Origin of the sequence: Chryseobacterium sp. 2987 (assembly GCF_031456375.1) — a bacterium.
Lineage (GTDB): Bacteria > Bacteroidota > Bacteroidia > Flavobacteriales > Weeksellaceae > Chryseobacterium > Chryseobacterium vaccae.
The window spans coordinates 202,665-222,652 of sequence record NZ_JAVDUN010000005.1; the positions used below are offsets into that span (position 1 = coordinate 202,665).

The window sequence follows — 19,988 nt, forward strand, 5'->3', positions numbered from 1 at the left end:
CAATAGCTTGGATAGGTATTATGTATCTAGGTTATTATGATATTTGAAATTGAATTTTTCTTAATGTTTTTCATGTTATTAAGAATGATTAAAAATAAGTAAAAGCGGCTTTAAAGTGACAAAAAACAGCTTTTTTTAACCTCTTTATAGTTTATCATCCTTATTTTTGCATGTCAAGTATAATAAATCATGAAGAAGCTCCAAGATATTCTTATCTCAACCAGAACAATGGCTGTGTTGTTACTGGTGTACGCAGGCTCGATGGCTTATGCGACGTTCCTGGAAAACGATTATGGAACGCCAACAGCAAAAGCATTAATTTATGAAGCAAAATGGTTCGAACTGATTATGGTTCTGCTCATTCTCAATTTCATAGGAAATATCGGAAGATACAGACTGTGGAAAAGAGAAAAATGGCCGGTTCTGATGTTTCACCTTGCCTTTGTATTCATCTTTATTGGTGGTGCCATTACAAGATACATCAGTTTTGAAGGCACAATGCACATCAGGGAAGGAGAAACTTCCAATGAGATCATAACGGATAAAAATTTCTTAAAAATTCAGATTGAAGAAAAAGGAGATGTTCTTAATTATCAGGATATTCCTTATCTGATGTCTCCTTTGCATAAAGACCTTAAAGCTACCTATGACTACCGTGGAAAAGAAGTAAAGGTTATTGCTAAAGAATATGTACAAAGAAAAAAAGACAGCTTAGTTGCTGAACCTAACGGAGCGGAATATCTTCACCTGGTTTCTACAGGAAATACCGGAAGACAGAATATTTACATCAAACCGGGAGAAACAAAATCCATCAACGGAACCCTGGTAACGTTTAACAGAGCTATTGAAGGTGCTGTAGAGTTTAAAAATGAAGGCGGAAAACTGTTTATCAAAACACCGGTTGACGCTACTTTTATGACCATGGCAACGCAGGCCACCGGAAATACCAAGAAGGATGAATTCCAGCCTTTAGTATTGAGAAGTCTTTACAGCATCAATGAGTTGAAGCTGGTAGTTCCTGAAGGTCTTAAAAAAGGAAAACTGATCGCTTTTGAAGGCGATAAAAAGAAAGACATGAATGTTCCGGATATGCTTAAAGTTGAGCTGCAGGGACCAAAAACAAAGCAGCTGGTTGAACTTTCAGTTGAAAAAGGAAACCCGAATGCCTACAAGCAGATCACAATGGATGGACTGAATATTATGCTAGGTTTCGGGCCTAAAGTATATAACACACCGTTTGCTTTAAAACTGGATGACTTTGTGATGGAAACCTATCCGGGAAGTTCATCTCCGAGTGCTTATGAAAGCCATGTTAAAATCATTGATGGAGGTAAAGAAACGCCTTATAAAATCTATATGAACCACGTTCTTAACCATGGCGGATACCGTTTCTTCCAGGCAAGTTTTGATCCGGACAGAATGGGTACTGTTCTTTCCGTAAACCACGATTACTGGGGAACTTTGATCTCTTACATCGGATATGCTCTTTTATTTTTAGGAATGTTCATCATTTTCTTCTGGAAAGGAACCCATTTCTGGAAACTGAATAAAATGCTGTCTGATGTTAATAAAAAGAAAGCGGCGGCAGTGCTTCTGATCTTCTTAAGCTTAGGATTGAACGCTCAGAAAATTGAAACCCACGGGACGACTGACGGAAGCAGAGAACATGTTCATACAGAAGGAGACGGGCATAACCACGCTCCGGCTCCGGAAACTAGTGTTTCTACACAAAATTCTGCTGCATCACCGATCAATAAAATGAGAATAATCTCTCCAGATGAGATTATTGCAAGAAACAAGATCAGTAAAGAACATGCAGATAAATTCGGATACCTTCTGGTTCAGAATATTGAAGGAAGAATTGTTCCGATGAACACGCAGGCACTGGAAGTTCTGAGAAAACTATACAAGCATGACCGCTTTAAAGGAACCGACGGAAAATCCCTGGATGCCAACCAGTGGTTCCTGTCTATTAATACCGATACAGAAAGCTGGACAGCTGTCCCTTTGATTAGTGTTGGAGCAGTAAAATCACTTCTGGAAAAAGCCAAAGCCAATGAAGACGGATATACTTCTCTGCTTAATCTTTTCCCGATTGATAAAAAAACAGGGATGATGACCTATGTTCTGGAAAGAGACTATAATATTGCATTTGCCAAAAAGCCTGCAGAACAGTCAGAATATGACAAACAGCTGATTAAACTTAACGAACGGGTTCAGATCTTCAATGAGTTTTTCAGTGGCCAGTTCATGAGAATTGTTCCTGTGAAAAATGATGCCAACCATACATGGCATTCATGGCTTGACCAGAAACTGGAGCCGGATATGGAATCTCAACAGGTAATGGGACCATATTTTGCCGAAATCCTACAGGCACAGAAATCAGGAGACTGGAGTAAAGCTGATGCTGAATTGGCGAAACTTTCAGATTATCAGCAGAAATGGGGGAAAGCTGTTGTTCCTTCAAAATCTAAAGTAGATCTTGAAGTGTTCATGAATAAGGTGAATATCAACTTTAAGCTATTGATTTTCTATACCATTATCGGAGGATTATTGATGATTTTAGGATTTGTTGAACTGTTTAAACCTAACAAGAAATTAAATAAGGCAATTAAAGCCATCATCATATTAGGGGCAATAGGATATGTGTTCCATTTCCTTGGGCTTATCGCACGCTGGTATATTTCTGGACACGCACCTTGGAGTAACGGATATGAAGCGATTATCTTTATTTCATGGGTAGGTATCACGGCAGGATTCCTTCTGTACAGAAATGCCAATGCTCTGATTCCGGCAGCTGGATTTATGGTAGCAGTTATCATGATGGGGTTTGCTCATGGCGGTTCAGCACTTGATCCACAGATCACTCCGCTGGTTCCGGTATTGAAATCATACTGGCTGATCGTTCACGTGGCTATTATCGTATCCAGTTATGGATTCTTTGCACTGTCTATGATTATTGCGGTAATCAGTCTGGTATTCTATATTATTTCCGATAAACCTACTTATAAAATACATCATGATACCACGTTGAAAGAACTGGTTATTGTATCTGAAATGTCTCTTACTATAGGTCTTTTTGCCTTAACCGTCGGAAACTTCCTTGGAGGGATCTGGGCCAACGAATCATGGGGGAGATACTGGAGCTGGGACCCGAAGGAAACATGGGCTTTTATCTCCATTATGGTGTATGCGTTTGTACTGCACATGAGACTGGTACCAGGATTGAGAAGCAGATGGGCATTCCACATAGCAACAATGTTCGCATTCTGTTCAATGGTAATGACCTATTTTGGAGTAAACTATTACTTAAGCGGACTTCATTCTTATGCAGCAGGAGACCCTGTTCCGGTTCCGGCCTGGGTATATATTGGAGTAGGAACAATGATTTTACTAGCGGTAGTTTCTTATTTCAAGTTCAAAGCATTGAACAAAAAATAAAACTGTAAAACAATACAATAAAAATCCCGGAATTCATGTTCCGGGATTTTTTATGCAATGAAGCGGGGTGTAGTTGTATATTTTCAAAATAGACTAGATACAATGCTTGCTGATTTTATTATTTCACATTCAAAATTCCTTGCACCAGGCACCTATCCGAACCTATTAAAAAAATCATATTTTGTGATTCATCGTATAGAATTAATTTGTATCTTTATGATATTAAAATAATATCAAATTAAAATTTACTGTTATGGAAAAAATTTTAAAACCGATGTCAGGGTATCTTACCTTAGTGATCTGCCTGGTTCTGTTTGTAGCATCAATCTATCTTTTTATTTCCGGAGTTGATCAAAGCATTCCGCTTGTAGCCATTGCTATGTTGTGTTTTCTGTTGTCCTGTTTTTTCTTAAAAGGTCTGATGATTATTCAGCCGAACCATTCAAGAGTGCTCAACTTCTTTGGCCGCTATGTGGGAACTGTAAAGGATAACGGATTGTTTTTTATCAACCCTTTATATTCATCCCAAAAGATGTCTTTGCGTTCAGAGAACCTACAGGGTCAGACTTTGAAAGTCAATGACAAAATGGGGAATCCTATTGAAATTGCCGTGGTAATGGTCTGGAAAGTAGGAGATACCTATAAAGCTGCATTTGATGTAGAGCGTTATTCAGACTTTGTGAAAATGCAGAGTGAAGCCGCAGTACGTCATCTGGCAATGAGTTTCCCTTATGACAATCTGGAAGATGATCATGCACCAATTACTTTAAGGGAAGGCGGTGATAAGATCAACTCTATTTTGGAGCAGGAACTTACAGACCGTCTTTCAAAAGCGGGAATTATTATTCAGGAAGCGAGGATTTCCCATCTGGCTTATGCTTCGGAAATTGCTGGTGCCATGCTTCAGAGACAACAGGCAACAGCTATCGTAGCCGCAAGAACTAAGATTGTAGAAGGTGCTGTAGGAATGGTAGATCTTGCATTGAAAAAACTTTCTGAAGAAAATATTGTGGAACTTGATGATGAAAGAAAAGCAGCAATGGTAAGCAACTTAATGGTGGTTTTATGTGGTGAAAAAGCAGCAACTCCCATTTTGAATGCAGGTACACTTTACAATTAATGTGAACAATTAATTATTACATTGTAAGACTGATTTTCTCTGCCTTACAATAATTCAGATCATCATCTTAGAGAAATTTAGAAAATGAAATCAGAAAAAACTCACAACTCTTCAGAAAGTAAAAGTAAAAAATCCTTCGTCATAAGGATTGATGATTCTACGTACAAACTTCTGGAGAAATGGGCCAATGATGAGTTCAGGAGCGTAAACGGGCAGATTGAATATCTGCTGCATCAGAGTTTGGTGAATTCAGGAAGAAAGAAAAAGGAAGAGTAAAAGGTTGAATGAAGCCTTATGTTTTCAATAAAATAACCCAATCAATTAACCTTATAACAAAAAAAGCAGAGATCAATTCTCTGCTTTTTTATTTTATACAACTTTGAAGCGTATCGGCTCCAAAATAGAAGATCACGAGCCAGATCAAACCTTTAATGGTAAAAAAAGCAAATCCTGCCCATCCCACACGCTTGAACCACTTCATGAACTTCGAGTTGTTATTATTTTCCTGAGAATTTTCCATTTCTGTTAAAAATTACCTTACAAAGATAAGCATGTTTATAATTAGTCCAAATAAAAAGCCAACTAAAAATTAAAATTTTGAGGTTCGCATAATATTTTTATCTTTAGAGGAACGAAAAGTAACATTTTATGTCTAAAAAAGTAAAGGATTTCGGAATCGAAAAAACACTCAAAAATCTTGGGATCAAAGAAGAGAATAAAGGAACTTCAACAGGAGGGAAATATTTTGCTTCAGGAAAAACAATAGAAAGCTTTTCCCCCGTAGATGGCAGACTGATTGCCAAAGTAAAGACTTCCGGACAAAGTGATTATGACAAAGTAATTGAGACGGCTCAGAAGGCGTTTCAGGAATTCAGAATGATCCCGGCTCCTAAGAGAGGGGAAATCGTAAGGCAGCTAGGCCAGAAATTAAGAGAATATAAAGACGATCTTGGGAAACTTGTTTCTTATGAAATGGGTAAGTCCCTGCAGGAAGGTCTTGGCGAAGTTCAGGAAATGATTGATATCTGTGATTTTGCAGTAGGAGTATCCAGACAGCTTCACGGGTACACCATGCACTCGGAAAGACCGGGGCACAGAATGTACGAACAATACCATCCGCTGGGTGTAGTGGGAATTATTACCGCGTTCAACTTCCCGGTAGCCGTTTGGGCATGGAACACTGCGTTAGCATGGATTTGCGGAAACGTTACCATCTGGAAGCCATCAGAAAAAACACCAATGTGTGCTATTGCATGCCAGAACATTATGGCAGAAGTATTGAAGGAGAACAATCTTCCTGAAGGAATTTCAAGCGTATTGGTGGCAGATCACGAAATAGGACAGAGATTAGTGGATGACAAGAGAGTTTCATTGGTGTCTTTCACCGGTTCTACAAGAGTAGGAAGAATGGTTTCTTCTAAAGTAGCAGAAAGATTCGGAAAATCAATCCTTGAACTAGGAGGAAATAACGCAATCATCATTTCCAAAGATGCGGATATTGATATGTCTATCATCGGAGCCGTTTTCGGAGCGGTAGGAACTGCAGGACAGAGATGTACTACAACCAGAAGACTGATCATCCACGAAAGTGTATATGATGAAGTAAAGAACAGACTGGTAAAAGCATACGGACAGTTAAAGATCGGAAATCCTCTGGATGAAAAGAACCACGTAGGACCGCTTATTGACGTTGATGCTGTTAATCAGTACGAGGAGGCAATCAAGAAATGTAAAAAAGAAGGTGGTAAATTCATCGTTGAAGGGGGTGTGCTGAGCGGAAAAGAATACGAATCAGGATGCTACGTTAAACCATGTATCGCAGAAGTGAAAAACTCTTACGAGATCGTTCAGCACGAAACATTTGCACCGATTTTATATTTAATCAAATACAAGACATTAGAAGAAGCTATTGCTATTCAGAATGATGTTCCACAAGGATTATCTTCTGCTATCATGACTCAGAATTTAAGAGAAGCAGAATTATTCCTTTCCCAGGCAGGTTCAGACTGTGGTATTGCCAACGTAAACATCGGAACATCCGGTGCGGAAATTGGTGGTGCTTTCGGTGGTGAAAAAGAAACAGGAGGCGGAAGAGAATCCGGTTCTGATGTCTGGAAATACTACATGAGAAGACAAACTAATACTATAAATTATACAGCTCAACTTCCTTTAGCACAAGGGATTAAGTTTGATTTTTAAAAGTTTTAATTTAACTATGAAAATTGAAAATTGAGAGATTTGAAAAAATCATTAGGTCTCTCAATTTTTTTAACCCAATCCCCACATTTAAAAATTAATAACCGGGAAATGATGAACCTCATTTTTTGATCTTCTGATTCCCCACTTATTAAATCACACATCAATTTATTATGGAACAAACATTAGATATAAAAGCAAATAAAGTAAAAGAAACAGTAGGAAAACACGTTTTAGCAGACGGTTTTGATTTCGTGATGGACATCGAAAGATCTCATGGATCATGGCTATATGACAAATTAACCGACAGAGAATATCTGGATATGTTCTCTATGTTTGCATCTGCTTCCATTGGCTATAATCACCCATACCTTGTTGAAAGATCAGAATGGTTAGGCAGAATGGCTGTAAACAAACCAACTTTAGCTGACGTTTATTCCGAAGAATACGCCCAATTCCTGGATGTTTTTGAAAGAGTAGTAATTCCTGAAGAATTGCAGTACGCATTCTTTATCGAAGGCGGAACTTTAGGCGTTGAAAATGCAATGAAAGCTTGCTTCGACTGGAAAACACGTAAAAACTTTGACAAAGGAATTCAAACCGAAGCCGGAATCTGTATCCACTTCAAACAGGCATTCCACGGAAGAAGCGGGTATACTTTAAGCTTAACCAATACTTCAGATCCTAGAAAATATCAATATTTCCCAATGTTTGAATGGCCAAGGATCTTAAACCCAAAACTTTCCTTCCCAATTACAGAAGAAAATCTGGAGGAAACCATCAAGAATGAAAACTTAGCTCTTCTTCAGATTGAGGAAGCCATTTTGATGAACCCTGATAAAGTTGCCTGCATCATTATTGAGCCTATTCAGGCTGAAGGCGGCGATAACCATTTCAGAGACGAGTTCCTGATGGGATTAAGAAACTTATGTGACCAGAACGAGATCCTTCTGATCTTTGATGAAGTGCAGACGGGTATTGCAATTACAGGGAAAATGTGGGCATTCCAGCATTTCACTGCTAAGCCGGATATTATTTCTTTCGGTAAAAAAGCGCAGGTTTGCGGGGTTTTAGCCAACAAAGAAAAATTTGATCAAGTACCAAACAACGTTTTCAGAGAAAGTTCAAGAATTAACTCTACTTTCGGAGGAAACTTTATCGATATGCTTCGTTTCCAATTGGTGATGGAAGTAATCGAAAAAGAAAATCTGGTTGAAAATGCCAGAGTAGTTGGTGATTATCTATTAGAAAGATTAAAAGAATTAGCTCAGAAATATCCTGAAAAAATTTCAAATGCAAGAGGAAGAGGGTTGATGTGTGCCATTGATCTACCTTCAGGAGAGCAAAGAAACCATATGATGAATGAATTGTTCAAAGACGGTTTAATCATTCTTCCATGTGGAGATCAGTCGCTTCGTTTCAGACCTCATCTTAATGTTACCAAGGAAGAAATTCAGCTGGCTTTAGATAAAATTGAAAATAATATTAATAAAATTTAAAACCAAAGATTTGTAATTTTAAAAAAAACATTGTACATTTAGATACTCAAACGATATAGAATATGGAAAGAAGTACGAGAGTATCGGTTTTTGAAAGTGATAAACCTTCAGAAATCCAGTTAATTAAGTCTAAATTGGATGATGCACAAATTACAAATACCGTCGAAAATAATTATCTGACCTTTACGACAACGCCTACCGCAACGTCGCTAAAAATTATGGTGGATTTAAAAGACGAGAAGAACGCATTCAATATTATTGATGCTTATCTTCAACAAGTTGAAAATCAATAAAAACAATTTCATAATTTTAAATTTTACTACTTCGAACCGAAAATTAATTTTTAATTAGTTTTCGGTTTTTTAATTCAAACCGGATAATGTATTTAAAAATTGGAAAAAATACAAGCTTATAATCCATTGTAATTAAGGGTGTTATATCCTTTTGTGATACTTAGAAAATTAAAAAAAGAGGAGATTATTTATTCCTGCATTGAATTTTGTAATGATGGATCGTTATTCAATAGAGGCGGGCTTTACCCCGCCTAAATTAAAAAGATTCCATCCATTTTAAATCCGTTTAAAAACTAATAATTAAAAAGATTAATCAATAAGAGATTATGTATCCATGCATTAAGGTTTGTAACATTGAGACATTATTCAATAGAGGTGGGCTTCAGCCCGCCTAAAACAAAAAATCATGCAACCGGCTTTGCCAAAACCTGAAATATACACCAATCTCTTCATTTTAATATAAACCAACAACAATGAGTTCAGAGACACAACTAAGAAAAGCAGAAATTGAAGACAGAAACGTCATTTGGGAAATCATCCAACAGTCTATCGAAAGAAGGAAACAGGACGGAAGCACACAGTGGCAGAATGGATATCCTAATCTTGGAACCGTAGAAAGTGATATTGCAAAAGGATTCGGTTATGTGATGACAGTGGATGGCGATATTGCGGTATATGCAGCCTTAATTCTAAATGATGAACCGGCTTATAGCCAGATTGAAGGAGCATGGTTGAGTAACGGAGAATTTGTGGTTGTACACAGGGTAGCTGTAGATGAAAAATTTGCAGGCCAGGGTATGGTAAAAAAACTCTTTGATCATATTGAAGATTTTACCCGATCTCATGGAATTCAGAGTGTAAAAGTAGATACCAACTACGATAATATTGCTATGCTGAAAATTCTGGAAAGTAAGGGATATTCTTACTGTGGAGAAGTTCTTTTAGCAGACGGAATGAGGAAGGCTTATGAGAAGATTATAATTTAGCGGAAAAGTTAAATCTATCTTCATTGAATTTTTAAAAGACCCTCTATTTATAAACTCTATCATCTTTGTTCGTTTAGTTCTGAACTAATTTCTACTTTTGTTCAAAATTTTTATATTATGCATCAAAGTATAGAAATTGATGAAAAAATTTTTCAGGATGCCGTAAAATTTTATGGCACCATCTTCAACTTACCTCCTTTAGCCTCAAAAATTTATTCCTACCTTCTTTTCGATTATGAGAAAGTAGGAATTACTTTTGACGAGTTCGTTGAAGTGCTTTCCGCAAGCAAAAGTTCTGTTTCCACCAGTATTTCATTATTGTTGAATGCACAGCTCATTGTGGATCACAATAAAATGGATGAAAGGAAACGGTATTTTTTCATCAATGATGATTATAAGCGAATACGATTTGAAAAAATAGTTCAGAAAATGGAAGACGAATTAAAACTACTAGATGATTTAAACAATTTTAAAAAAAATCAGGACGATGGATACAATGAAAGAATAGAAGTTTACAAAGCACTTTTAAATAAAAACATAAAAAATATTCAGGAATCTCTTAATAAACTATAAAATGAATAATAAGCTAGTTATACTTTCTATTGCAGCGCTCTCACTGACAGCCTGCAAAAAAGAAGCTCCGAAGCAGGGGGGCGCCAAGCCTTATCCTGTGGTTTCAGTGGAGACAAAAAATATAGTGGGTTATCAGACATTCCCGGCTACCGTTCAGGGTAGAGTGAACAATGATGTCCGCGCAAAAATACAGGGATATATTACTCAGGTACTGGTAGATGAAGGGCAGTATGTTACACAGGGACAGCCTTTGTTTCGTCTGGAAACCAATATTCTGAATGAAAATGCCGCTGCTTCCAAAGCAGGAATCGGTGCTGCCGAATCTAGTATTGCTGCTGCCCAGGCTTCAGTGAATGCGGCTCAGGTAGAAGTGAATAAACTTAAACCGCTGGTTCAGAAAAACATCATCAGTAATGTACAGTTACAGACTGCACAGGCTAATTTAGCTCAGGCTCAGGCTCAGCTTCAGCAGGCGAATGCAGCAAAAAGACAGGCTGTTGCCAACTATAAAGGTGTAGAAGCGAACATTGAATATTCTATCATCCGTGCCCCTATTTCAGGAGTAATCGGAAAACTTCCGTTAAAAGTAGGAAGTTTGGTAGGACCTACTGATCAAACCGCTCTGACAACTATTTCTGATACGTCTCAGGTATTTGCTTACTTCTCCATGAATGAAAAAGAGTACTTCGACTTCCTGGAAAAGGCACCGGGAGCCTCTATGCCTGAAAAGATCAAAAATCTTCCGATGGTAGAACTGCAGCTTGCTAATGGAAGCCTTTATCCTGAAAAAGGAAGAATTGAAGCCATTACAGGCCAGATTGATCCAGGGACAGGAACTATCCAGTTCAGAGTAGCTTTCACCAATGCACAAAAACTTCTTAGCAACGGAAACAGCGGAACCATCAGATTCCCTCAGCATTATGACAATGTTCTGGTTGTGCCGGAAAGTGCAACTTACGAGCAGCAGGGAATTGTTTACGTCTATAAAGTAGAAAAAGATACCGCTAAAAATGTCGTAGTAAATGTGATCGACAGAATCGACAATATGGCTCTTATCAAATCAGGAGTTAATAAAGGAGAAACCGTAATTGCTGCTGGTATCGGAGGTTTAAAACCAGGTACACCAGTGATTCGTAAGCCTGTAAAAATGGATAGTCTTGTTCAATCAATAAAACCGAAATTCTAATGATAAAAAACTTTATTAACAGACCGGTTTTATCCACCGTAATCTCAATTCTGATTGTGATTCTCGGTGTATTAGGACTTGTCTCGTTACCGGTTACACAGTATCCGGATATTGCACCGCCTACGGTAAGTGTTACGGCCAGCTATACGGGGGCCAACGCAGAAACGGTAATGAAAAGTGTGGTTGTTCCTTTGGAGGAACAGATCAACGGGGTAGAAGGAATGGATTATATTACTTCTTCTGCAGGAAATGACGGTTCTGCCAACATTCAGGTCTTCTTTAAACAGGGAATTGATCCGGACATTGCAGCAGTAAACGTACAGAACCGTGTAGCCAGAGCAACACCTTTGCTGCCTTCCGAGGTAACCCGTTCAGGGGTTGTAACCCAGAAACAGCAGACCAGTGCCCTGATGTATATGTCTTTCTATTCTGAAAATAAGGACCTGGATGATGTGTATCTTCAAAACTTTTTGAATATCAACGTTATTCCAAACCTAAAGAGGGTTAACGGTGTAGGGGATGCCAACGTTTTCGGAGGTAAAAATTACTCAATGAGAATCTGGCTCGATCCTGCAAAGATGGCGGCATACAACGTAACTCCTACAGACGTTACCAATGCAATTAATGAGCAGAGTAGAGAAGCGGCTGCGGGTTCTATAGGGCAAAACAGTGGTAGCTCGTTTGAATATATCATCAAATATGTCGGGAAGTTCAACGATAAAGAACAGTACGATAATATCATCATTAAAGCATTGAATGACGGACAGAATTTAATGCTGAAAGATGTTGCCAAAGTAGAGCTTGCAGGTCAGTCTTACAGTGGAGTCGGGGAAAACGGAAACTATCCTTCCATCAGTATGGGGATCTTCCAGACTCCGGGATCCAATGCTCAGGAGATTATTAAGAACATCAAAACCTATCTGAAATCTGCGGAAAGTACTTTTCCACAGGGAATTAAATATACCTTTAACTTTGATACCAATGAATTCCTTGAAGCTTCTATCGAAAAAGTAGTACATACCCTGATTGAAGCCTTTATCCTGGTATTTATTGTAGTATACATTTTCCTTCAGGACTTCAGATCAACCCTGATTCCGGCTATTGCAGTTCCGGTATCTATCGTGGGGGCTTTCTTCTTCCTGAATTTATTCGGATATTCATTAAACCTTTTAACCTTATTCGCATTGGTACTGGCGATTGGTATTGTGGTGGATGACGCCATTGTCGTCGTCGAGGCTGTCCATGCGAAGATGGAACACGGTATTTCCGATGCTAAAAAAGCAACAGTAGAAGCCATGGATGAAATTACGGGAGCAATCATTTCAATTACCCTTGTAATGGCAGCTGTATTTATTCCGGTAACTTTTATTACAGGACCTACAGGGGTATTCTATCAGCAGTTTGGGGTTACGCTTATCGTAGCGATCATTATTTCTGCGGTTAATGCTTTAACGTTAAGTCCGGTTTTATGTTCATTATTCCTGAAACCTCACGCAGAACATCATGAGGAATATCAAAAAATGAATTTCCTTAAGAAGTTTTTCTATAAATTCAATATTGCCTTTAAAACAGCTACAGAACGTTACGGAAGAGGGTTTGTATTCCTGTTGAGACATAAATGGGTAACCCTGGTTATTTTCGCTGTTACAGGAGGTATTTTATTCTGGGCGAGTAACACTATGAAGAAAGGTTTTGTACCTACTGAAGACAGAGGAATCATCTTTACCGATGTACAGCTTCCTCCGGGAGCTTCCATGGAAAGAACCTACAATGCTCTGAAAACGCTTCAGGCTAACGCGATGAAAGTGCCTGGCGTACAGAATGTAACAATTTCCACCGGTAGAGGATTTTTATCAGGAAACGGTAGCAACAATGGTCTTGCTTTCGTCAAACTGAAACCTTTTGAAGAACGTAAAAAAGATGGTCAGACTTCTGAAGATATTACCAAAAAACTATTTGGAATTACAGGATCTGTACCGGATGCTAAAGTTGTATTCTTCCAGCCGCCAAGTGTACCCGGATTCGGGAGCAGCGCCGGATTTGAAATGGTATTGCTGGATAAATCCGGAGGTGAATATGCCGATCTGGATAATAAAACGAATGAATTCATCGGTAAGCTGATGGAAAGACCGGAAATTGAATTTGCCCAGACTTCATTCAATACAAAATACCCGCAGTATCAGATGGAAATCAATGTTCCTCTGACCAAGCAGCTTGGAGTTTCCGTAAGTGATATCCTGGCAACGATGCAGGGATACATCGGAGGGGTTTATACAGCCGACTTCACAAAATACGGAAAACAGTTCAGAGTAATGGTTCAGGCACTTCCTGAAAACAGAAAGAACATTGAAAATCTGAATGAATTATATGTAAGAACCGGTTCCGGTGTAATGTCTCCGATTTCGCAGTTTGTAACGCTGAAAAAAGCATACGGACCACAGTCGGTAAGCCGTTACAACCTGTTTACTTCGGTGAAGATCACAGGAGCGAACTCTGCCGGATTCAGTTCCGGGGATGCCATTGCTGCTGTACAGCAGGTTGCCGGAGAAACATTGAACCAAAACTACGGAGTAGAATTTACGGGATTATCCAGAGAAGAATTAGCTTCCGGCTCCCAGACGCTTCTGATCTTTGGTTTAAGTTTGATTTTCGTTTACTTTATCCTTTCGGCTCAGTATGAAAGTTATATTCTTCCGCTGATTGTTGTTATCTCTCTTCCTTTAGGGGTAATGGGAGCCTACTTTGGCCAGAAGATCATGGGCTTGGAAAATAACATCTATTTCCAGATCGCTCTGATCATGCTCGTTGGACTATTGGCGAAAAATGCGATCCTTATTGTAGAATTTGCTGTTCAGAGGAGACATCATGGGGAGACCATTGTTATGTCTGCTATCAATGCGGCAAAAGCCAGATTAAGACCGATCCTGATGACATCATTTGCCTTTATCTTCGGATTATTGCCTCTGGTGTTAGCAAGCGGAATTGGTGCAGTGGGGAACAGATCCATTGCAACAGGAGCAGCAATCGGACTATTAATCGGTACGATCTTAGGATTATTTGTAATTCCGGTACTGTATGTGATTTTTGAAACACTGCAGGAAAAAATCAAACCAATCAAAAGAGAAGACATCAATTTAGCAGAATAAAAATTAAAAATTTGAGGCAGTGAAGTTAGATCCCTATAAAAATCTAACTTCCCACCTCTGATTTCTAACTTCTAATTTTATATAATGAAGAGTTTATTAAACATCATAAAAGGAATAACTTTTTCAGCTGTCATACTGGGAGCCATTACTTCCTGTATGGCCCGGAAAGAGTATGAGAGACCGAAGAATGTTGTGGACGAAAAGCTTTTCCGTACAGATATGCTTCCTTCAGACAGTACTACGATCGCGAATGTTTCATGGAAAGAAATTTTCACAGATCCTGTACTTCAGGGACATATTTCCAAGGCTTTAGAAAACAATCTGGACATCAGAATTGCCCTTCAGAGCATTGGTTCCGCGGAAGCTTATTTAAAACAGAGCAAAGCAGCCTATCAGCCGACGCTGTCAGTAGGTCCCAATTATACGTTTCAAACCCAGTCGATCAATACCCAGTTTGGGCAGATCATTGGAGAAAGAAGATATGTCAACCAATTTGACATTACGGCCAGCATTGGTTGGGAAGCCGATCTTTGGGGAAAACTGAAAGCTCAGGAAAAAGCACAGCTTGCCACGTATTTAGGAACTGTAGCAGCTCATAAAGCCGTTAAAAGCGATTTGGTTGCATCTATTGCATCTGCCTATTATCAGCTGCTGACTTTTGATTCTCAAAAAAGAATCATCACAGAAACCATTGCTGTAAGAGAAAGAAATCTTGAAACAACCAAAGCGCTGAAAGCTTCCGGAAATCTTACAGAAGTAGCCGTACAGCAAAGTGAAGCATTGGTTTTAAATGCAAAATCTCTATTGATTGATATTGATACCCAGATCCAGCTTCTTGAAAATACAATGAGCCTTCTGATGGGAGAACCTTCCCATTCTATTGAAAGATCTACCCTGGAAAGCCAGAAACTTCCGATTGATGTGAAATTAGGATATCCTGCACAACTTCTGGCTAACCGTCCGGATGTGATGAGAGCAGAGTACAATCTGATGAATGCTTTTGAACTGACGAATGCCGCAAAAGCACAGTTTTATCCTACTTTAAAACTTACCGGAAGTGGAGGACTTCAGTCTGTAGACCTTGACCACCTGTTCAGTGTAAACTCTCTTTTCGCCAACGTGGTAGCAGGTTTGGCACAGCCTATTCTGAATAAAAGACAGATCAAAACAAACTATGATGTGAGTCTTGCCAATCAGGAAACGGCCTACCTGAATTTTAGGAAAACAGTGCTTACAGCCGGAAAAGAAGTTTCCGATGCTATCAGAGTGTTTTCAGTACAGGATTCTTTTATTGAATTGAAACAGAAAGAAATGGAAGCCTACAAAAAGTCGGTAGACTATTCTCAGGAATTGGTAAACTATGGTATGGCGAATTATCTTGAAGTATTGAATGCCAGTGTAAATTCATTGAATGCAGAATTGAATATTTCAAACGCAGAATACAACAAAATGAAAGCGGGTATTGAACTTTATCAGGCTCTTGGAGGGGGCTGGAAATAACACTTTCTGCTTTTAAATAAATAAAAACGTATGTCAGCAATGGCATGCGTTTTTTTGTTTCCCGCAGAATTCTCAGATTTTATTCAGAAAATAATTGATGCAGCTTATCAACGTTATAGGGTTTCCAAAACCTATAACGTTTAGAAAATCTAACATGAACAACCTGCTCGATGAGCATAAAACGCATCACGGAAATCGTTTAGTTTTTGTTAAAAAATTTATAAAAGCAAAATTTCGTTTGCATATATGTAGTCAACTACGTAGTCAACTACGTAGTTTTGATGTGTAAAAATTGATATAGTATGGCAATAGAAATTCAACAAATAGGAAATTCATATTCTACTCAGGTTATAGATCTGATCCTGAATATCCAGCAGAAGGAATTTAATATTCCGATTACCATAGAAGACCAGCCGGATCTTATGCAGATAGAAGATTTCTACATAAAAACAGGCGGTAACTTTTGGGGAGCTTTTGTGTATGGAGAATTGGTAGGCTCAATCGCTTTGGTTAAATTTGATGAGCGGGCTGGAGCAATAAGGAAGATGTTTGTAAAAAAAGAATTCAGAGGAAAAGAGCTGAATATTGCACAGTATTTACTGGAAGTTCTGATCCGTTTTTGTAAAGAAAATGAAATTAATGACATTTATCTGGGAACCGTTGATGTTCTGAAAGCGGCCATGCGTTTCTATGAGCGTAATCATTTCAGTCAGGTTGAAAAAGAAAAGCTTCCGGCGCGTTTCCCGTTAATGAGTGCGGATAATGCGTTCTATCATTTAAACATCAATACCAGCGTATGAATATAATAGACGAATCAGGTATTCTGGCCATATCTACAAGGCTTCAGAGGCTTAGTGAGCAATTGAGAAAAGACGGAGCTCTGATCTATAAAACCTTCGGTATTGACTTTGAACCTAAATGGTTTCCGGTGATATTCACATTACATCATAAAAAAACACTTAGTGTTGTAGAAATTGCTAATGAAATAGGGTATACTCATCCTTCCACCATCAGTCTTCTCAAAGAGCTGGAGAAACAGAAACTTATCCTCTCCAAAAAAGATAAACAGGACGAACGCAGAAGACTGATTGAGCTGGCTCCAAAAGGAAGCGAACTGATTGAAAAAATGAAGCCGGTATGGGAGCTGATGTCCAAAGTGCTGGGAGAGATTGCAGACAATGAAAATCATCTGCTTACGGCCATCAATGAAGCAGAGGAGAAAATAGCGGAACAGTCATTTTATCAAAGGGCAATGTATAATAAAAACAAACTGTAGTATTGGTTGTTTTTCATCAATAGACGAAACTATTTTACTTTATAATTGTATTAAACTAATAACTATGACAAAAGAAGAATTAATAAGTATTCTTGAAATATGCAATAAAGCTACCCAAGCTCCCTGGACCTCTTGTATTGAGGGAAGAGATTTCGATTCCGGTTCCGGATTTATCATGACAGGAAAAGATGAAAACAGGGATTATGATATTGAATTTGTATCTATAAAATCCGCAGATCAGGATTTTATCGCCATGGCCAGAAACGTCATTCCTAAACTAGTTGATGACATTTTAAGATTAAAAAATATAAATATCTGAATACTGATTCCATTATTCTCTCACTGCTATCGCACGAATCCTTTCGTATAACCGATAATAATACAAAGACCCCTGCTCTCCGAAGTTTGCAGCTTCGGAGTTTTATGCATTTATTTACGAAAAGCTTATAAAAATGCTTCCCTCAATAAATGAATTTTTCTGATTATAATCTGCCCTCAGTTTAAAGCTATATTTTAAATACTACCGTCTTCCCCCAGTTTTCCTTAAATCTGATGGTCTCGACTGTGTAAACTCATGAAAAGTATCACTAAACGAGCTGATAGAGCTGTAACCCACATCATCAGCAATTTCATTAATCGGTTTATCTGTATTGAGAAGCAGCTCAATGGCTTTGATAATCCTTAATGTTTTCAGATACTGAAGAAAAGAAATATCCATATCAGCTTTAAAGAGGCGTGAAAGTGTGCGTTCACTCAGTCCGAATTTTTCACTGATGCTGGCCAGACTGTGTTTTCCTTCTATATTCTGTTCCAGGTACGAGACAATTTTCATCATCTGTTTGTTTTGGGTAGCAGGAAGAATGATCGGTAAAGGTTGTTGATGAGTTTTTGGGAGTATTTTTTTTAAAGCTACTAAAAATTCAAAATTTTCGTTGGCCTTGGTGACATGTCTTTCGTCCCAGATTTCAGTGTATTTGATCATCTGTATAAGCAGTTCGGAAGCAGGATATATTCCCAGCCTGCCAAAGAAAGGATCAGACAGGTCATCATGCGCATAAAAGTAAAGAGATCTCAATACCGTTGCAGAATGCCCGATCTGCAGGATATGTTCCATTCCCTGAGGAATCCAGAAAAAATGTCTCGCAGGAACTACATACGTACGGTTGTCTATCGTAATATAAGCAATCCCGCCTTCCACATAGCTCAGCTGTCCTTTCGTATGTTTGTGAAAAGGAATGAGTTTCTCCGATTTTTCGTGCATAACAAATACACTGTCATCATGTTTATCGATATCCGGAAGTGCCGCAATTAAGCCCATAAAATAATTGAAAATAGAATGAAAAAACAAAGATAATAATTTGGCCGGAATCATGTAAAACTTGACTATTTTAGATAAAAATAATTTCAGGAGAGCCAATAAATTTGCAGTGCAATAATTCGAAAAATCAGATGAAAATCTATCTCACCGGACTGCTGATCCTTGGAAGTTCCCATGTTGCAACAGCACAGACAGGCAGTCCCGCCAATGACACTGTAAGTCTTAGTTTAAGAGACGCATGGCAAAGAGCCGAAGACAACAGCCGCCACATCAGAATCAGAAATATAGAAACAGAAATAGCCGATGCTGAGCTGAAAGACGCCAAAAGAGAACGCCTCCCGGAAATTGAAATCAAAGGTTCCGCAGAAAAAGCTTCCAACATCCCCATTTATGAAAACGGACTGTTTTCCAAACCTACGCAACACGAAGTAATTCACACTCTCTACCGGGCCGGAGCAGATTTTTACCTGAATATCTATAACGGAAACAAGCTGAATCTGAAGATCAAAGAAGAAGGAACCCTGCAAAAGATCAGGGGAATCCAGAAAGAGCAGGCGGTGTCTGATATTCACTATAAAACCTCAGCGCTTTACCTTGAGCTTCAGAAAGCATTCATTTTCAGAGACCTGATCAAACAGAACATTGTTGATCAGAAAGCACAGCTGAAAGAAATAAAATCCCTGTATAAAAACGGAGTAGTCCTGAAAAGTGATCTACTGCGGGTAGAATTGGAACTTTCACGCCGTGAAATGGCCCTTATCTCCATTAAAAATGATATCCTCATCGCTACCCAGAAGCTGAATATTATTTTAGGATTTCCTGATGAGCAGACCGTTGTTCCTGAAGTTCCTTTTAATCAATGGGAAGAAAATATTACGTATGAAGAATATGTGAAAAGAGCTTTAAAACATTCTTTTGATTATCATATTTCAGAACAGCAGACTGAATTAAGTATTATAAAGCTCAAGCAGGTAAAAGCGAATGTGAGCCCGAAAGTAGGCTTATATGGAGAATTTTACTATGCCAATCCACAGATCTTTCTATATCCTTATAATCCTTATTGGTATTCATTAGGGGTTGTGGGAGTAAAAGCTTCATTCTCGCTGTCTTCCCTGTATCATAACCCTCAAAAGGTAAAAGCAGCCAGATTGGAATTCGAAAAAGAAGAGGAAGCGCACAAAGATACAGAGGATAAAGTGCGCCAGAAGGTGAAAGAAGCCTATCTGAGATATGAGGAAGCTCTTGAACAGATTAAAGTAGCAGAAGCCAACGTGGTGCAGGCTAAAGAAAATGCACGGATAATTAAAAATACCTACTTCAGCCAGACCTCACTGGTAACGGATCTTCTTGACGCAGACATTCAGCTACTTCAGACAAAATTCGAGTTGGAAGCCGCTAAAATTACAGCACAGAATAATTATTATTTATTACAGAATATCATAGGGACCTTATAA

17 protein-coding genes are annotated in these 19,988 nt (G+C 38.5%); 15 read left to right on the top strand and 2 right to left on the bottom strand.

What is annotated here, in order from left to right:
• Positions 1-189 precede the first annotated feature (189 nt).
• The 3 genes from ccsA to J2Y40_RS16350 all read left to right on the top strand — a co-directional run bounded on the left by ccsA (position 190) and on the right by J2Y40_RS16350 (position 4,837).
• Entirely contained in the window at positions 190-3,441 is a 3,252-nt protein-coding gene (gene ccsA / locus J2Y40_RS16340; RefSeq protein ID WP_310000123.1) for a cytochrome c biogenesis protein CcsA, read from the top strand.
• Between the two features lie 253 nt (positions 3,442-3,694).
• Positions 3,695-4,561 (top strand): SPFH domain-containing protein, encoded by an 867-nt coding sequence (locus tag J2Y40_RS16345; RefSeq protein ID WP_153392031.1) that lies wholly within the window; start codon positions 3,695-3,697, stop codon positions 4,559-4,561.
• Positions 4,562-4,645: 84 nt separating this feature from the next.
• A complete protein-coding gene (locus J2Y40_RS16350) occupies positions 4,646-4,837 on the top strand; it encodes an Arc family DNA binding domain-containing protein (RefSeq protein ID WP_153392033.1) in 192 nt (63 codons plus the stop codon).
• Between the two features lie 88 nt (positions 4,838-4,925).
• Here the strand turns inward: J2Y40_RS16350 and J2Y40_RS16355 are convergent, their stop codons facing one another.
• Positions 4,926-5,081, bottom strand: a complete 156-nt coding sequence (locus tag J2Y40_RS16355) for a histidine kinase (RefSeq protein WP_153392035.1) — start codon at positions 5,079-5,081, stop codon at positions 4,926-4,928.
• Positions 5,082-5,209: 128 nt separating this feature from the next.
• On the opposite strand from J2Y40_RS16355, the gene J2Y40_RS16360 reads away from it, so the two are divergent.
• From J2Y40_RS16360 to J2Y40_RS16410, 11 genes are all read left to right on the top strand, one after another.
• Positions 5,210-6,760, top strand: a complete 1,551-nt coding sequence (locus J2Y40_RS16360; protein ID WP_310000124.1) for an aldehyde dehydrogenase family protein — start codon at positions 5,210-5,212, stop codon at positions 6,758-6,760.
• Between the two features lie 170 nt (positions 6,761-6,930).
• The gene (lat, locus tag J2Y40_RS16365; RefSeq protein WP_153392039.1) at positions 6,931-8,256 is read left to right on the top strand and encodes an L-lysine 6-transaminase; all 1,326 of its coding nucleotides are present in this window, start codon (positions 6,931-6,933) and stop codon (positions 8,254-8,256) included.
• Positions 8,257-8,318: 62 nt separating this feature from the next.
• Positions 8,319-8,549, top strand: coding sequence for a DUF2007 domain-containing protein (locus tag J2Y40_RS16370; protein WP_153392041.1), 231 nt, complete (start codon positions 8,319-8,321; stop codon positions 8,547-8,549).
• A gap of 473 nt (positions 8,550-9,022) precedes the next feature.
• Complete coding sequence (locus J2Y40_RS16375; protein WP_153392043.1) at positions 9,023-9,535, top strand: GNAT family N-acetyltransferase; 513 nt, start codon at positions 9,023-9,025, stop codon at positions 9,533-9,535.
• 117 nt (positions 9,536-9,652) lie between these two features.
• Positions 9,653-10,108, top strand: a complete 456-nt coding sequence (locus J2Y40_RS16380; protein WP_153392045.1) for a transcriptional regulator — start codon at positions 9,653-9,655, stop codon at positions 10,106-10,108.
• A gap of 1 nt (position 10,109) precedes the next feature.
• Complete coding sequence (locus J2Y40_RS16385) at positions 10,110-11,294, top strand: efflux RND transporter periplasmic adaptor subunit (RefSeq protein WP_310000131.1); 1,185 nt, start codon at positions 10,110-10,112, stop codon at positions 11,292-11,294.
• Positions 11,294-14,440 (top strand): efflux RND transporter permease subunit, encoded by a 3,147-nt coding sequence (locus J2Y40_RS16390; protein ID WP_153392049.1) that lies wholly within the window; start codon positions 11,294-11,296, stop codon positions 14,438-14,440. Before J2Y40_RS16385 ends, J2Y40_RS16390 begins: the two co-directional genes overlap by 1 nt.
• A gap of 84 nt (positions 14,441-14,524) precedes the next feature.
• Entirely contained in the window at positions 14,525-15,940 is a 1,416-nt protein-coding gene (locus J2Y40_RS16395) for an efflux transporter outer membrane subunit (RefSeq protein ID WP_310000134.1), read from the top strand.
• Between the two features lie 302 nt (positions 15,941-16,242).
• Positions 16,243-16,740 (top strand): GNAT family N-acetyltransferase, encoded by a 498-nt coding sequence (locus J2Y40_RS16400; protein ID WP_153392053.1) that lies wholly within the window; start codon positions 16,243-16,245, stop codon positions 16,738-16,740.
• Positions 16,737-17,216, top strand: coding sequence for a MarR family winged helix-turn-helix transcriptional regulator (locus J2Y40_RS16405; protein WP_153392055.1), 480 nt, complete (start codon positions 16,737-16,739; stop codon positions 17,214-17,216). The genes J2Y40_RS16400 and J2Y40_RS16405 overlap by 4 nt, the downstream gene beginning before the upstream one ends.
• 64 nt (positions 17,217-17,280) lie before the next feature.
• The gene (locus tag J2Y40_RS16410) at positions 17,281-17,535 is read left to right on the top strand and encodes a hypothetical protein (protein WP_153392057.1); all 255 of its coding nucleotides are present in this window, start codon (positions 17,281-17,283) and stop codon (positions 17,533-17,535) included.
• A 201-nt stretch (positions 17,536-17,736) separates the two neighbouring features.
• Here J2Y40_RS16410 and J2Y40_RS16415 read toward each other — a convergent pair whose 3' ends face one another.
• Positions 17,737-18,534 (bottom strand): helix-turn-helix domain-containing protein, encoded by a 798-nt coding sequence (locus J2Y40_RS16415; protein ID WP_310000438.1) that lies wholly within the window; start codon positions 18,532-18,534, stop codon positions 17,737-17,739.
• A 131-nt stretch (positions 18,535-18,665) separates the two neighbouring features.
• Here J2Y40_RS16415 and J2Y40_RS16420 point away from each other — a divergent pair, with 131 nt between their 5' ends.
• Positions 18,666-19,988 carry a TolC family protein gene (locus J2Y40_RS16420; RefSeq protein ID WP_310000139.1) on the top strand — a complete coding sequence of 441 codons (1,323 nt, stop codon included), beginning with the start codon at positions 18,666-18,668 and terminating at the stop codon, positions 19,986-19,988.